This window comes from Stenotrophomonas sp. AGC87, assembly GCF_057333975.1.
This window is the reverse complement of sequence record NZ_JBHFHW010000038.1, coordinates 118,378-134,305: the sequence shown is the minus strand read 5'-3', so window position 1 is coordinate 134,305 and position 15,928 is coordinate 118,378. Positions and strand designations below refer to the sequence as shown.

Below are 15,928 nucleotides of genomic sequence, written 5' to 3'. Positions count from 1 at the left end.
CGCCACCGGCGCGCCATCCGGCGCGCGCGATTCCTGCACGTTGATGTTGGCGGCCCGGTGCAGGCGAGGCTGCATCGGCAGCTGCACGCAGATCGTGTCGCCGGACTGCCAGGTGCGCTGCACGTGCACGAACCCGTCCGCGCCCGCCTCGGCCGCCTCGGGCTGCCCATTGACCTCGATCCGTGCACCCATCGCCCAGCCCGGTATGCGCACGCCGATACTGAACTCGGCGACGCACTCGGGCAGCACGGTGATCGTCACCGCACCCTCGAAGGGGAATCGGGTCGCCTGCAGCAGGGTCACCGCACCGGCCTGCGCGTGCAGCAGCGTGGCCTCGCCCGGCCCGTACAGGTTGACCCGCAGCCCACCATCGGCCGCGATGCCATAGGCCACCTGTGGCAGCTCTTCCACTGCCATCGCGCCGCTGGATTTGCAGCAGCGCCAGTAGGTGGTGTGCACGCGCCGGCCGTTGGGATAGGTGTAGTAGCACCAGTCCTCACCATTGGTCGCCATCGCCGCCAGCAGGTCGTTGTAGGCGGTGCGCTCCAGTTCGTCGGCGTAGCGTGCGTGGCCGGTGATGGCCAGCAGCTCACGGTTGAGCTGCATCCACGCCAGTACCGAGCAGGTTTCCACATAGGCCTGCGGGAAGAAGGTGCGCGGCGCGTTGAATACCTCGCGCGACCGGTGCGCCACCCCACCCCACGGCCCGCCGCCCAGCGTGAGGTGCTGCTCGCGGATGTTGTGCCAGAGATGATCCAGCGCCTGGCGATGGTCGTCATGCCCGGTGGCCTTGTACAACTTGGCCAGCCCGACCAGGTTCCAGCTGAGCTGATAGGCCTTGCCGGTCGCGATGAAGGCCGCATCCTCGCCGGCCAGTGCCTTGTCCAGCAGCGCCAACCTCGGGTTGGCGTTGGCCTGCGCCAGGATGCACTCGGCCAGCGCCAGATAGCGCGGCTCGCCGGTGACCAGATACAGATCGGCGGCTGGATCCAGCAGTACCGTGGCGGACATGCCGTGGTGGTTGCCCAGCGTGGTGATGTCGATGCCCGATTGCAGGGCCTGCCAGCACAGGTCGGCGATCCGGCACGCGGCCTGCAGGTAGGCCGCGTTGCCAAGCGCGCGCCACGTTTCCAGGAACCCAAGGATCAGATAGCTGTGCGTCCAGATGTCCCAGGTGCGCAACGCCGGCTCGCCGTTCCAGCTCTCCGGCTTGGGCGGCTGTGGCACGGTGAAGCGGCGCTCAGGCGCATAGTTGCCCAGGTAGCCGTCATCGTCCTGCTGGCTGATCAACCAGTCGGCGACGCGGCGCAACGAAGTCTCCAGCTGCGGCTGCCCGCCCTGTGCCACCGCGCGCGCCGTGGCCGAGAGCCACTTGCCTGCGTGCTCGCCATACCAGTCGCCCTCGTGGTTCTGGTGCTTGTGCGCCTGGCTGAAGATGCTGATCGGCGCGCTGTGCTCATCCACGACGAACGTGCTCAATCGCCCACTGCGGTTGGCTGCCAAGGCATCGCCCAGCACACCCTGCAAGGTGACCTGTTGCGGCGGGACCAGCGTCATGCCGCGGGCGGCGGAATGCAGACGGTTCATGCCGCATCCACCACGCAACGGAAGCCGACCGTGCCGGCGCGATCCTTGGATGGCCCCATCAGCAGGTACTTGCCGTGCTGATCCAGGCGGTAGGCCTGCGGGAAGTACCAGTGCGAGGTCTGCGGCTGATAGCTGCTGCCGCCACGCAGTACGGCCGCACGGGTGTGCGCATCGCTGAATTCATCGGTCCACTGCCACACATTGCCGACCAGGTCCTCCACACCGAACGGGCTGGTGCCCTGCGGATGCGCATCCACATCCGCCGGCGGGGTGAGGCGACGGCCACGATTGACCCGCGGCACGCATGCGGCATCCCACGCGTTGCCCCACGGGTACAGGCGCTCATCGGTGCCCTGCGCGGCGTACTGCCATTCCCACGCATGCGGCAGCCGCTTGCCGGCCCACGCCGCGTACGCGCGCGCGTCCTCGATGGAGACCCAGGTGACGGGCTTGTTGTCCCAGCCCGCACGCGGCGCGCCGTCCTTCCAGTCCGCCAGGAAGTTGTGGTCATCGGCCGGCCGGTAGCCGCTGGCATCGAGGAAGCGCTTGAACGCGGCGTTGGTGACCGGGTGGCGATCGATGTGGAACGCAGGCAGCGCCATCCGCCGGCGATGGTGGCGGCGCGCGCAGTCTTCCCACGGGTACTGCACATCCAGGCCGGCCCAGGTGAACCCTTCGATCTCGATACCGCCCACCTGGAACAGGAACTCGCCGGCCGGGATCGTGACCATGCCTGTCGGCGCCTCGGCCTGCGGGGGCGTGCTCTCGATCGCCAGCAGCGCCTGCGGAGCGGCCTTCCACGCGGCGGAGTAGCTGTTGAGGGGCTGCTGTGCGCGCTCGGCGGTCGCCGCCAGGAAATCGTCCAGACCCTCGACTGCGGTACCTGCAGCCACACTCAGGATCGCGCCGAAGCCGCGCGCTTCCATCGGCAGCTCGATGTACGCCGCGCCGTCGATGACCCGCGGCGTCAACGCGCGGCCATGCCACACATCGTAGTAACGCGTGCCTTGCGCATGCGGCAGCGCGATCTGCTCGCCGTCCACGGCGTACTCGTTGCGGTTGATCAACGTGTGCAGCGCTACCCCCTCGCCCGGGAACCGGCTGGCGAAGATGCCGCCCTGCAGGCAGACCTGGTACGGTTCCCAGTCCATCGAGACCACCAGCTGCGGGAACTGCCGGTACAGCGTGGCAATCCGGCGCAGCGCTTCACCGTCGCGCGGGGTGAACTGGTTCCAGACGCCCCAGATGTTCTCCCAGGCGTTGTAGCCGATGCCGTTGAAGAAGCAGTACTGCAGGTCGTGATTGCGGTTGCGGCCCCAGCGGTTCTCGTAGTTGACCATGTGGCGGGGCTCCAGCCACTTCCACTTGGAGACGGGCGGCACCGGGCCATCGGGCGCCTTCTTGCCCCAGCTCTGCACGTTCCAGATCAACTGCTCTTCGGAACTGATGGTGGATTCGGGCTGCACCACCACTGGATTGCCGCGTGCATCGCAGGCATCGAAGAACGCCCGCGGCACACCGTTGAAGGTATCGCCGTTGATGCCATCGGCACCGACCGCCTTGACGATCTCGGCCAGCCCATCCCAGTGCGTCACGCCCGGGTCGCGGGTGCCGTGGTCCCACGGCTTGGCCGGCAGGAACACTTTGACGCCGCGCTTCTGGAAGGCCTGCACCGCGGCCTTCAATCCCGCCAGGCCGCCGGGCATGTCGTGCGCCAGATCGAACTGGTTGCGGTCATCGATACCGATGTTGGGATAGATGTACCAGATCAACACCGAATCCAGCCCGCCGAACCGTGCGGTCAGATCGTCCAGATACCGATCAACGGTGTACTGCCCGGTGGCGGCATCGAAGAAGTAGCGGTCTTCGACCATCATCTGCGCATGCACGAAGTTGCGCTGCGCCCACTGCAGCTCTGGACGACGATAGTTCACATCCGTGTAGCCGATCCGGACCAGGTGCTCGCGGCGCCAGTCCTTGAGTTCTTCCAGCCAATCACCCGCGCTGGCATTGGCATCGATCATCCAGCTGCCGATATCGGCGAAGGGCCACGCCGGCGCCTTGCCGGGCGTCGGCAGGTAACGCCCGGTGGTCACGTGCGAGAACTTGTACTCGGTGCGGATCGCCTCACGCCCGTAGTCGGCTGCATCGGTGTCGTAGTCGGGGCTCTGATACGGCGTGGTCATGGGCAAGGCATCCAGCAGGAAACGGAAAGGAGGTACATCAGCGCGCGCACCCTGCCGCCAGCGCGGCATGGGCGGCGGCATCGGGAACGCGCGTGGGATCGGCCAGCAGCGCCTGCACCTCGGCGCGGGTGGGAATGCTCGCCTGTGCGCCCAGCCGGGTGCAGGCCAGCGCGGAAGCTGCGGTGGCGGCCAGCAACGCCTCGGCCATCGGTTGATGGTCCGCCAGCGCAGCGATCAGGGCGCCACAGAAAGTATCGCCGGCCGCGGTGGTGTCCAAAGGGTCGATACGGAACCCCGGCTGCAGCAGCACCTCGCCGTTCACCCGGGCCAGGCAGCCACGCGCCCCCAGGGTCACGATCACGCAGGGCACCGGCACGCGCGCCAGCCCCGTGGCCAGGTCCGGGGGATGGCCGGCCACCACGTCCAGCTCACCTTCGTTGACGATCAGCACATCCAGCAGCGCGAGCAGCGCATCGGACAGGACCTGTGCCGGTGCCGCGTTGAGCGCGACCTTGAGCCCGGCCGCGCGGGCGCGGCGGGCATAGGCGGTGATGGTGGCCACGGGCGTTTCCAGCTGCAGCAGCAGCCAGCCCACGCCCTCCAGTGCCGGCAGGTGCTCCTCGCGAAGCCCGAGGTTGGCACCGGGCGCGACCGTGATCGCGTTCTCGGCGGTGTCGGCCAGGCAGATGAAGGCGGTACCGGTGGGCAGCGCAGGATCGCGCACGGTCGACAGGGCCACACCGGCATCGCGCAGGGACGCCTCGATCGGCGCGGCGAAATCATCCTCGCCCACGGCCAGCAGCATGCGTGTCGGCACACCGCCGGCCCGCGCGCAGGCTACGGCCTGGTTGGCGCCTTTGCCACCGGGGAACGTGCTGAAGCTACGGCCCAGCACCGTCTCACCGGGCGCCGGCACATGCGTGGCGCGCACCACGAAATCGAGATTGGCCGAGCCGGCGACAAGGACAGTGGAACGTGCCGCACTACTCATGGGTCTATCGCCTCATCAACGCGGTTGTAGAACGTCGTACTGATGCGCGGCAGATCGTCATTGCCGCCCGGGAGATGCTGCAGCATCAGAATCGCGACCAGGCGGCGTGCCGGGTCGATCGTGTAATAGGTCGAGGCCGCGCCCGACCAGCCGAACGCGCCCACCGAAGCGGTGCGTCCTTTGAGGGCCGGATCCAGCAACACCGAACCGCCCAGGCCGAAGCCCTCGGCATCGCTGAACTCGGTCACCGGCCGGGGCAAGGCGGTGTGCACCAGCTGGTTCTGCATCATCAGGGCCACGGTGGAGGGTCGAAGCAACTGCACCTCGCCGTAGCGGCCGCCGTCCAGCAGCATCTGCGCGAACCGGCCATAGTCGCCGGCCGTGGAATACAGACCACCGGCACCGCTTGGATAGGGCCGGAGCGCACTGCCGGGCACCCGCGCATGCACCTCATCGGCGAGCACCAGATCACCGTGCTCGCCCATGGTGGTCAGCGCCACCACGCGTGCGCGATCGCGCACCGGCACCACGAACCCAGTGTCGCGCATGTCCAGCGGGCGGAAGATGCGCTGTTGCAGGAACTGCTCGAATGGCAGCCCACCCACCACTTCCACCAGTCGCGAGAGGACCTCGATGGAGGTGCTGTCATAACGGAAGCGTGTGCCTGGCTCGGTCGCCAGTGGCACGCGGGCCAAGCGCGTGGTGTAGGTGGCCAGGCTGTCCGCGGCCTGCACCTGCTGTCGTTCCAGCAGCTCGGTGACGGCCTCGAATCCCTCCCCGCCCGCCGCGAAGCCGGCGGTGTGGGTGAGCAGATGTCGTACGGTCAGCGTCTGCGCTGCCGGGCGCAGCTGTGGCGCCGCGGCGGTGCCCCCGGCGAAGACCTGCAGGCGTGAGAACTCAGGGAGATGGCGCGCCACCGGATCATCCAGATCCAGCCGGCCCTCCTCCACCAGCATCATGGCGGCTACCGAGGCCACCGTTTTGGTCATCGAGTAGATGCGGAAAATGCTGTCACGCTGCATGGACGTGGCATGCGCCAGGTCCTGCCAACCGTAAGCGGCATCATGCACGATGCGGCCATCGTGGATCACCAGCGCGACCGCGCCGGTATAGCCCTGGCGGCCGGTCGATTCGTGCAGGAAGGCATCGACTGCTGGCAAGCGCGCCGACGCAGCCGCCGTTTCCGTCAGGCTCGGCGGGTCCGGCAACGACGCCGCGGCCTGTCCCACCGCCAGCATCAGCAACGCGAACACGGCCAGGCGTGCCCGGGGGCGGCAATGACGGGCGTGGGCCGGTCCGTGCGATGGCCAGTACATCCGCTCTCCTGCTGTCAGTGGCGGTAACGTCATGACAGGGTAAGACAATAAAAACGGACCGGCGCTGCAGTGTTTCGCAGCGCCGGTCCGCGGTGACGGTCAGAACGTGAAGGTGTGGGTCAGCGACACCATGCGGCCACGGCCGGAGAAGAAGTTCTGCCAGCCCGGCAACTGCGACCAGGTCAGCACGTACTGCTTGTCCAGCAGGTTCTCGATGCCCAGCGACAGCTTGCCGTAGGTCCCGGTGTCGTAGTTCATGCTGAGATCCCACAGCGCGTAGCCGTAGGTATCCTCCTCGTTGAGATAGACCGCGCCGTTGGACGGATTGACGAAGGTCTCGCGCAGGTCGCGGCTGAAGGTGCGGCTCACGCCCAGCGTCGCGTCGAAGCGATCGTTCGGCGTCCAGGTCAGCGAGGCATTGACCTTGTCCGGCGAGATATCGAGGATGCCCATCTCCTTGTTCAGGCCCGAGCCGTCGTAGTACTGCGTCTGGCCGCGGATCCGCGAGTACAGCAGCGTCGCCTTCCACTGGTCGTTGAAGGTCCAGGCGCTGTTCAGTTCAACGCCTTCGATCCGGGTCGGGGCGCGGGTGAGGATGAAGTCCTCGGTCACCTTGTCCACGGTCAGCGATGAGCCGAACTCGGACGTCGAGCGGTAAGCCGACATCCCGACCTGTGCCTGCTCGCCGCGCCAGTTGAAGCCCACTTCCTTGTTCTTGGTGATCAGCGGCTGCAGATCGGCGATGCATGCCACTGCCTTGCACGGGCTGTTGGCCTGGATGTTGCGCAACGGGATGCCCACGTTGGCGATACCGAAGCCTTCCGAGTAAGAAGCGAACACCGACCACGCATCGGTGATGCGCCAGATCGCGCCGAAGTTGGGCAGGTTGGCCTTGTAGTCGAGCTTGCCGCCCTGCACCGGGGTGAAGTCGCGGTAGGCGGTGGTGGTATAGCTGTCGATCTCCAGCTGGCCATCTTCGCGGCGGATGCCCGCATCCAGCGTCACCGGGCCGATGTCCCAGCTCAGCTGCGCGTACGGTGCCAGGCTGGTGTACTTCATCGGCGGCACCCAGACCCGGTCGGTCAACGCCAGGCGCTGTTCGGCCGTGTCTTCCACCAGGTCCAGGCCGGTGCGCAGGCGCAGACCCTCCACCGCGAACAGGCCACTGTAGGCATAGGCCGCGCGCAGACCCTTTTTCTCGGAGTTGATCTCCGACTGGTCCCAGATGCGCTGGTCTTCCGGCGGTGCCGGCTTGACCAGCTGGCGGTCCGTGCCGTTCTCCGGCACATAGCGCATCGCCTGCTTGGCCCAGTACAGATCCACGCTCAGGTCACCGCCGAAGAAATCGGCATGGGTGTACTTGGCAGCGAACTGTTCGAAATCGTTGAACTCGGCCAGCGAATCCTTGATCGAGCCCTTCTCGGCGGTATTGGTGCTCGGCACCGGGCACTCCACGGCGTCGTAGCGGCAGCCTTCAACCGGAATGTAGTTGTGCTTCCCACCGATATGGAAGTTGCTGTAACTGGCCTGGATGCGCTGCATCTGGCCCTCGCCGAAGTTGTAGCCGCCCTTGAGGAACAGGTTCTTGCTGTAGGAATCGGACAGCGAGCCGGAGGTGTTCAAGCCCACCCGGCGCCCGTCGCCGTCGTAGGCGATGCCGCGGTCGATGTAAGCGCCGCTGATCAGGAAGTCGGCCGCATCGCCCTTGAAGGTGTGGGTGATGCCGATCTTGGACTGGCCGCTGTCATCCTTGAACTGGGTGCCGTAGCGCGTGCTGACCGTGGTCTGGTGGCCCTCCACTTCCGGATTCTTGGAGAGATAGTTGATGACGCCACCGGCACCACCGATGCCTTCGGCGGCCGACGGGCCGTTGATGACTTCGATGCGGCCGATCACGCCCATGTCGGTGAACGTGCCGTTGCGGCTGCCTTCGCGCAGCGGGGAGCCCTGCGGCACACCGTCGAACAGGCGCAGCGCGACGCGGCCGCGCAGGGTCTCGCCACTGTTGCTCATCGCCTGGGAGGATTCGGAGTAGCCCGGCACCATGCGTGCCAGCACGGCCGTGGCGTCTTCAGTCAGGTTGAGGGTGCGCTGCACCTGTTCCTGGTTCACGACGGTCACTGCACCGGGGACCTTCTCGATCGAGATCGGGGTCCGGCTGCCGGTCACGATCACCTGGTCAAGATCGGTGGGCGTCGTGCTCTGCGCCATGGCTGGGCTGATGACACAGGCGAACAGTGCAGTGCTGATGGCCGCGGAAAGTGGCTTGATCATTCGTTTCTCCCCCCCAAAAAGGAAATGCGGGACAGCCGGCCGGGGAGCCGTCGCCACCGATGACGCGCGTGGGCTTTCGCCCTTCCGCCGGTCGATGCGGTTCCCTTGCGGGTCTCCACGTCCTGTCCGGCAACGAGGCGAGAGCCTAGGCGCGCCGTCATGGCGATAGAACTGTGCTCAGGTATGTTCAAAGCCTAGGATTTGTTTCGCTTCGCACCGCGCACCGCGCGAAAACCCGTGGTGTCAGCGTTGCGGCTCGGTCAATGCGACGCGCGCTTCCTCCAGCAACACGTTCACCAGGCGGATGCGCACCGACGAACGCGACCAGACCACGCCAATCCGGCGCGGTTCGCTGCACTGCGGCAAGGGAATGCGCACGACGTTCAACCCTTCCGGCCATGGCTTGGCCCAATCCGGCACCAGTGACACGCCCAGCCCGCGGTCGACCATGACCGCGATGGCGTTGAGTGCATTGAGCTCGAACCGCTCGCGCGGCACGATTCCAGCTTGTCGCAGGTAGTCATCGGCGAGGCGACCACCCCATTCGTGGCGGTCGTAGCGGATCAACGGCTGCTCGCGCAGCAGCTCGTGCGGGTCACGGCTGCCCAGATGGGCCGGCGCCAGCACCACCAGCGGTTCTTCGCGCAGCTGCTGCCACTTGCAGGTCTTGGGCAGCGCGAAGGGGGCCTGCAGCACCATCGCCGCATCCAGATCGCCGGCCTCCACCGCCCGGTACAGATCGGCCGAGTACCCCGGCTTGATGAAGACGTTGATCTGCGGGAAGGTCGCCACCATCCGCGACAGGATGTCCGGCAGCAGGCCGGCCAGCGCGGTCGGGCACGCGCCCAGCCGCAGCTCGCCGGCCAGGTCGTTTTCGTTGGCCACGCTGCGCAGGTCAGCGACCTGGCGCAACAGGTCGCGCGCCCGCTGCAGGATGCGCGCGCCGTCCTCGGTGACGCTGACGGTGCGCCCGGCGCGGGCGATCAGCGGCGCGCCGAGTTCACGTTCCAGCGTGCGGATCTGCTGGGCGACCGCGGCCGGGGTGATATGCAGCGAGCGGGCCGCGGCAGCCATCGAGCCGCGGTCCACCACCGTTACGAACGTACTCAGGAACTGGGTTTCCACGGATTACCTCTCAGCGCGTGAGCAACCTACACGAGCCACTGGCGCAATGCGATTGGACCAATGGCCCGTGCGCCGGCGCCTCAACGGTGCTGGTCATGGGGCTGCCGCTTCGGCCGGGGTATCGCGGTAGATGGTCAGCCCCTTCAGCGAGCGGGTCGGCGCCGGGAAGAACAGGCTGGCCACGTAGCCGATCACGATGCACAACAGGATCGAGATCGCCAGGTAGAAGTACGGGTGCACCAGGTCCATGCTCCAGCAGACCAGCGTGATCAGGATCGAGCCGGCCACACCGATCGCCACGCCGGGCGCGTTGGCCCTGCGGGTGAACATCCCCAGCGTGTAGGCACCGGCAAAACCACCGCCGAGCAGGCCGGCCAGTTCGATGGAGACATCGAACAGCGAATGGATGTCATAGCGGCTCATCACCAGCGCGATGCCGATGCCGATCAGGCCCACGCCCACGCCGGACCATTCGGCCACGCGCACGGCGGTTTTCTCGTTCGGGTCTTTGACCAGCTTCTGGTAGAAATCCACCGAAACCAGGGTCGAGATCGAGTTGATGATGCTCGACAGGGTCGACATCGCCGCGGCGAAGATGCCGGCGATGATCAGCCCGGTGACGCCGGCCGGCAGCTCGGCGGCGATGAACAGCGGGAAGGTCGCATCGATCGGCAGCAGCGGATTCAGGCGCTCGGGGTTGTTGCGGTAGTACATCCACAGGGCCGTGCCGATGCCGTAGAACACGAAGCCGCCGGGAATCATGATGGCGGCGAATGCCCAGATCGATCGCCCGGCTTCCTTGTCCGAACGCGTGGACAAGGTGCGCTGCATCAGCACCTGGTCCTTCGGGAAGGTCAGTACCACATCGAACACGACCAGGAAGATGAAGCCCCACACCGTGGCCTTGGTCAGGTCGAAGCTGAAATCGAACAGCTTGGTCTTGTCCTCCGCCGCGGCCGCACTGAGCAGCTGCGGCATGTCGCCGCCGGTCTGCAGGAAGATGAAGCCGATCGCGAACAGCGCGCCGCCGAACATCACGATCACCTGCACCACGTCGGTCCAGATCACCGCCTTGGAGCCGCCCACAGTGGAGTAGATGATGGTGAACACGCCCATCAGCATGATCGACCAGACCACATCCACACCGGTGATGGTGGAGATCGCCAGCGCCGGCAGGAACAGGATCACGCTCATGCGGCTGCCGATCTGCATCACGATGCACAGTGCGCTGGACAGCATGCGGATCGCCGGGTGGAAGCGGGTTTCCAGATAGGAGAACACGCTCATCAGGTCCAACCGACGCAGCAGCGGCACGATCCAGACCGCCACGAACATAAGGCCGACGACCGCGATCAGGTTGTTGGTCAGGTACTGCCAGTTGGTATCGAAGGCCTTGGCCGGGATGGCGATGAAGCTGATCGAGCTGGTGTTGGTGGCATACAGGCTGATGCCGGCCGCCCAGAACGGAATCGAGCGCCCACCGACGAAGAAGTCCGCCGTGGAGGCGTTCTGGTCCTTGAGATAGAAGTAGAAACCCATGCCGAGCATGGCCAGCAGGTAGACGCCGATCACCGTCCAGTCCAGCCAGCGCAGCAGGTGCTTGCCGCCCTGCAGTTCGGCGTACTGGAACTGGCTGCCGGTAGCGCCCGCGGTTGCCCAGGCCAGCCCGTTGCCCCACGCCGTGACGGCCTGCGGTGCTGCGGCAATCGGTGTCTCCAGTGTCGTCCATGCGTCGGTGATGGTGTGGAAGGTGCGCGCGTGGGTCACGCCGCTGCTGTCCTTCACCAGCATCAGCAGATGCGCCTGGCCCAGCGCGCGCATCGAGCCGGCCACGATCGTGCCGTCCGGCGACGCGACCTGCTGCCAGCTGGCGTCGACGTTGCGGCGCCACAGCTGGTCGGGTTGGTCAGCCACACCGGTGGCCAGGTAGAGCGCGCCCTTCTGCGCCTGCAATGCATGCGGCACACCGGAAGCCGGCACCTGCTCAAGATGCTGCCAGGCGGCCGCCGCCCCGCGTCGATACAACTGGGTAACGCCGCCAGCGTCGGTGCCGATCAGGAACAGCGCATCGTTGAACGCCGCCAGTTGAGCGCTGCTCAAAGGCTGCGGCAACGGCAGGGGAGGATCGAGAACCAGCGCGCCGGCGCGCAACGTCAGCGCTTGCAGCGTATCGCTCCGCACGTCCGGTCCGTCCAGCAGGTAGGTGCGCCCGGCGACGCTGGCGCTTGCCTTCACTACCCTGCCCGGCGTCGCCGCTGGCACCTGCAGCGGCTCCCACGCGGTGTTGTCCGCGCTGAGTGCCCAGCCATGGCCTTCGCTGAGCGCAACGATGCGCCCGTCCACGTGGAGGAGCCCGGCCGCCGATACCGGTGCCGGCAGTGCGGGCAGGCTGCCCGAGCTGACCGTGGTCAGGCTTTCGGCGGCGACCGCGCCACTGCCGGTGAGCAGCACTGCGGCAGCAAGCAGGCGCGCCGAGCGTGCACACCGCCGGAGCAAGGACGGGAAGAAGGCGAACGGGACAGGCTTGAGCATGGAATCACCCGGAAAGAGCGCGGCGTGGCCGATGCAGGCCGTCGCGCAGGAATGAGAAAGGGGTCGATGCATCCGGTTGTCGCCGTCAGGCGACCGGACGAGAGGCCGCGGCAAGGAGGGCCTCGGCACGGCGCAGATACGGCAGGTCGATCATCCGGCCTTCGAACAGGAACGCGCCGTGGCCGTTGTCGGCGGCGCTCGCCGAAGCAGCGACGATCCGCCGGGCCTCCTCAAGCATCGCCGGCGGCACGCTGAAGGTGGCATTGGCCAGCCCCACCTGGCGCGGGTGGATGCAGCTCTTGCCGATGAAGCCCAGCTGCTGGGCGATCCGTGCCTCGGCCAGGAAGCCCTCGGTATCGGTCACGTCCGGGAAGGCGCCATCGCAGGCGAAGACATTGGCTTCGGCCGCGGCAAGGCGCACCGCGAACAGCGTGGCATGCACGTTGCTGAGCTCACGGTGGATGCCATTGGGCGCGAACAGGTCGCCCAGCCCGAGCTGCAGGCCGGCCACGCGCGGATGGGCGGTGGCCAGCTCGGCGGCCGTGCGCAGCGCCTTGGGGGTTTCGATGTTGATCAGCAGGCCGATCGGGCGCTCCACGCCATTGGCCTGCTCGGCCCGCTCCAGCTGGGCGATCGCCACCAGCAACTGGGCGACCGATTCGATCTTGGGCAGATTGAGCAGGCTCACGCCGGGCAGTGCCACGGCCGCCAGATCGGCATCAAACTGCGCGCTGCCGGTGCCGTTGGTGCGCACGATCAACTGCTTGCCGCTGGCCTGGGTGGCCGCGCGTCGCAGGACGTCGGCGACGTGGGCACGCGCCTGGGCCTTGCCGGCCTCGGGAACCGAGTCTTCCAGATCGAACGAGAGTGCATCGGCCTGGCTGGCCATGGCTTTGTCGAACAGTTCCGGGCGGCCCCCGGGGACGAACAGCTTGCTACGCATGGTTTTCCCTCATCAACCCGCGCAGTCTGCAGAATTAAAAGCCCGTAAAAAGTGCGGCCCCGGACATTCATTGGATAGTTTTTGTATCGATCGGGGGAGTGCCGATGGTGACGGCCGGGCCAGCGAACAGCACCGCGCGGCACCGCGGGGCGGCCCATCCTGCCATCGGCATTGCCGCCCCGCGCCCCTGCCCTTCCTGGTGCGTTTGAGCCGCGGCCGGGGAATTTCCGATGGCTCAGCTTAAACTGGGCGCCTTGATGACGGCCGGCCTGCCAGCCGCGCACGGCCCGGATCGACCGCCCGTATTCGTAAGGACGTTTCTTGCAAACCACTGATTCCAAACTGAAAGCCAAAGACAGCAAGGGGACCGCCGAGCACACCCCGCTCATGAAGCAGTTCTTCGCCGCCAAGTCCGACTACCCGGACCTGCTGCTGTTCTTCCGGATGGGCGACTTCTACGAGCTGTTCTACGACGACGCCCGCAAGGCGGCGCGGCTGCTGGACATCACCCTGACCCAGCGCGGCAGCTCCGGCGGCGCGCCGATCCCGATGGCCGGCGTGCCGGTGCATGCCTACGAAGGCTACCTGGCGCGTCTGGTCGCCTTGGGCGAGTCAGTGGCGATCTGCGAGCAGATCGGCGACCCGGCGCTGGCCAAGGGCCTGGTCGAGCGCAAGGTGGTGCGCATCGTCACCCCCGGCACCGTCACCGACGAAGCGCTGCTCGACGAGCGCCGCGATACGCTGCTGATGGCCCTCTCGCGGGGCAAGAACGGCTATGGCCTGGCGTGGGCCGATCTGGCCGGCGGCCGTTTCCTGGTCAACGAGGTGGATTCGGACGATGCGCTGGAGGCCGAGCTGGCCCGCCTGGAACCGGCCGAGCTGCTGGTGCCCGATGAAGAGAACTGGCCCGCGTTCCTGCAGTACCGCAATGGCATCCGCCGTCGCGCGCCCTGGCTGTTCGATGCCGACAGCGGCCGCCGCCAGCTGCTGAATTTCTTCAAGCTGCATGACCTGACCGGCTTCGGCATCGACGACAAGCCGCGCGCGACCGCCGCCGCCGGTGCCCTGCTGGGCTATGTCGAAGAAACCCAGAAGCAACGCCTGCCGCACCTCACCGCGATCGCCACCGAAACCGCGAGCGAAGCCATCGCCATGAACGCGGCCACGCGCCGCCATCTGGAGTTGGATACGCGCGTCGATGGCGATACCCGCAACACCCTGCTCGGCGTGCTCGATACCACGGTGACGCCGATGGGCGGTCGCCTGCTGCGGCGCTGGCTGCATCGCCCGCTGCGCCTGCGCGAAGTGCTGGTGCACCGTCACGATGCGGTTGCCACGCTGATCGATCGCGGCGCCGAGGGCGACGTGCGCGATGCCTTCCGTGCGCTGGGCGATCTGGAACGCATCCTCACCCGCGTGGCGCTGCGCTCGGCGCGCCCGCGTGATTTCTCCACGCTGCGCGATGGCCTGGGTCTGCTGCCCGAGGTGCGCGCGGTGCTCGCACCGCTGGACTCGCCGCGCCTGGTCGCGCTGCATGACGCACTGGGCTCGCATGACGAATGCGCGCACCTGCTGGCCAGCGCGATCGCCCCGACCCCGCCGCTGAAGCTCAGCGATGGCGGCGTCATCGCCGAAGGCTACGACGCCGAGCTCGACGAGCTGCGTCGCCTCTCCACGCATGCGGACCAGTTCCTGATCGATCTGGAACAGCGCGAGCGCATCAGCAGCGGCATCGCCACGCTGAAGGTCGGCTACAACCGCGTGCACGGGTACTACATCGAAATCAGCAAGGGCCAGTCGGAGAAGGCGCCGGTGCACTACACGCGCCGCCAGACCCTGACCAATGCCGAGCGCTACATCACCGAAGAACTGAAGTCCTTCGAAGACAAGGTGCTGTCCGCGCGGGAACGCTCGCTGACCCGCGAGAAGTTCCTGTACGAACAACTGCTGGACATCCTCGCCAGCGGGCTGGAGCCGCTCAAGCAGTGTGCCGCCGCGCTGAGCGAACTGGATGTGCTGGCCGGCTTCGCCGAACGCGCGCAGGCGCTGGACTGGGCGCGACCGGAACTGGAGACCGGGCCGTGCCTGAAGATCGAGCGCGGGCGTCATCCCGTGGTCGAAGCGGTACGCGAGCAGCCGTTCGAGCCGAACGATCTGGACCTGCATCCGGACCGCCGCATGCTGGTGATCACCGGCCCGAACATGGGCGGTAAATCCACCTACATGCGCCAGAACGCACTGATCGTGCTGCTGGCCCACATCGGCAGCTTCGTGCCGGCCAGCCGCGCGGTGATCGGCCCGATCGACCGCATCCTGACCCGCATCGGTGCCGGCGACGATCTGGCCCGTGGGCAGTCGACCTTCATGGTCGAAATGGCCGAGACCAGCTACATCCTGCATCACGCCAGCGCGCAGTCGCTGGTGCTGATGGACGAGATCGGCCGCGGCACGTCCACCTATGATGGCCTGGCGCTTGCCGATGCCGTCGCACGGCATCTGGCCTACCAGAACCGCTGCTACACGCTGTTCGCCACGCACTATTTCGAGTTGACCGCACTGGCCGACGAACAGCACGAAGGCGGCGCCAGCGGCATCGCCAACGTGCACCTGGATGCGGTGGAACACGGCGACGCGCTGGTGTTCATGCACGCCGTGAAGGATGGCCCGGCCAACCGCAGCTTCGGCCTGCAGGTGGCCGCGTTGGCCGGCCTGCCGAAATCCACCGTGGCACAAGCGCGTCGTCGCTTGGCCGAGCTGGAGCAGCGCAGCCATGAGACCCAGTCCGCCGTGGTGGCCGCGCAGGCCTTGGATGCACCGCAGCAGTTCGGCCTGTTCAACGCGCCCAACACCGCCGCGCAGGATGCGCTGGCCGCGATCGATCCGGACGAGCTCACCCCGAAACAGGCACTGGAAGCGCTGTACCGGTTGAAGACGCTGCTCTGACGATCCGGTAGTGCCGGCCGCGGGCCCGCTC

At 67.0% G+C, this 15,928-nt stretch carries 9 protein-coding genes; 1 reads left to right on the top strand and 8 read right to left on the bottom strand.

The window, feature by feature from the left end:
* From ACE026_RS15590 to ACE026_RS15555, 8 genes are all read right to left on the bottom strand, one after another.
* Positions 1–1,587: glycoside hydrolase family 127 protein (locus ACE026_RS15590; protein WP_486039734.1), on the bottom strand; the 1,587-nt coding region annotated here is incomplete at its 3' end.
* Positions 1,584–3,773, bottom strand: a complete 2,190-nt coding sequence (locus ACE026_RS15585) for a formylglycine-generating enzyme family protein (protein WP_486039733.1) — start codon at positions 3,771–3,773, stop codon at positions 1,584–1,586. The genes ACE026_RS15585 and ACE026_RS15590, both read right to left, overlap by 4 nt.
* Positions 3,774–3,810: 37 nt before the next feature.
* Positions 3,811–4,764: a ribokinase gene (locus tag ACE026_RS15580; RefSeq protein ID WP_486039732.1), complete on the bottom strand. Its 954-nt coding sequence runs from the start codon at positions 4,762–4,764 to the stop codon at positions 3,811–3,813.
* Positions 4,761–6,080 (bottom strand): serine hydrolase domain-containing protein, encoded by a 1,320-nt coding sequence (locus tag ACE026_RS15575; protein WP_486039731.1) that lies wholly within the window; start codon positions 6,078–6,080, stop codon positions 4,761–4,763. Before ACE026_RS15575 ends, ACE026_RS15580 begins: the two co-directional genes overlap by 4 nt.
* Positions 6,081–6,179: 99 nt before the next feature.
* The gene (locus ACE026_RS15570) at positions 6,180–8,354 is read right to left on the bottom strand and encodes a TonB-dependent receptor (RefSeq protein ID WP_486039730.1); all 2,175 of its coding nucleotides are present in this window, start codon (positions 8,352–8,354) and stop codon (positions 6,180–6,182) included.
* A 243-nt stretch (positions 8,355–8,597) separates the two neighbouring features.
* Positions 8,598–9,479, bottom strand: coding sequence for a LysR family transcriptional regulator (locus tag ACE026_RS15565; protein ID WP_102789143.1), 882 nt, complete (start codon positions 9,477–9,479; stop codon positions 8,598–8,600).
* A gap of 93 nt (positions 9,480–9,572) precedes the next feature.
* The gene (locus ACE026_RS15560) at positions 9,573–12,011 is read right to left on the bottom strand and encodes a sodium:solute symporter family protein (RefSeq protein ID WP_486039729.1); all 2,439 of its coding nucleotides are present in this window, start codon (positions 12,009–12,011) and stop codon (positions 9,573–9,575) included.
* An 85-nt stretch (positions 12,012–12,096) separates the two neighbouring features.
* Complete coding sequence (locus tag ACE026_RS15555) at positions 12,097–12,954, bottom strand: HpcH/HpaI aldolase/citrate lyase family protein (RefSeq protein ID WP_486039728.1); 858 nt, start codon at positions 12,952–12,954, stop codon at positions 12,097–12,099.
* Positions 12,955–13,275: 321 nt separating this feature from the next.
* Between ACE026_RS15555 and mutS the strand changes: the two genes are divergently transcribed.
* Positions 13,276–15,897, top strand: a complete 2,622-nt coding sequence (gene mutS / locus ACE026_RS15550) for a DNA mismatch repair protein MutS (protein WP_486039727.1) — start codon at positions 13,276–13,278, stop codon at positions 15,895–15,897.
* Positions 15,898–15,928: the final 31 nt, after the last annotated feature.

Bases quoted from the DNA above. Each gene is read 5' to 3' on its own strand.
- ACE026_RS15585 (WP_486039733.1), bottom strand. From the start codon at position 3,773: ATGACCACGCCGTATCAGAGCCCCGACTACGACACCGATGCAGCCGAC.
- ACE026_RS15570 (WP_486039730.1), bottom strand. From the start codon at position 8,354: ATGATCAAGCCACTTTCCGCGGCCATCAGCACTGCACTGTTCGCCTGT.
- ACE026_RS15555 (WP_486039728.1), bottom strand. From the start codon at position 12,954: ATGCGTAGCAAGCTGTTCGTCCCCGGGGGCCGCCCGGAACTGTTCGAC.
- ACE026_RS15575 (WP_486039731.1), bottom strand. From the start codon at position 6,080: ATGTACTGGCCATCGCACGGACCGGCCCACGCCCGTCATTGCCGCCCC.
- ACE026_RS15560 (WP_486039729.1), bottom strand. From the start codon at position 12,011: ATGCTCAAGCCTGTCCCGTTCGCCTTCTTCCCGTCCTTGCTCCGGCGG.
- ACE026_RS15580 (WP_486039732.1), bottom strand. From the start codon at position 4,764: ATGAGTAGTGCGGCACGTTCCACTGTCCTTGTCGCCGGCTCGGCCAAT.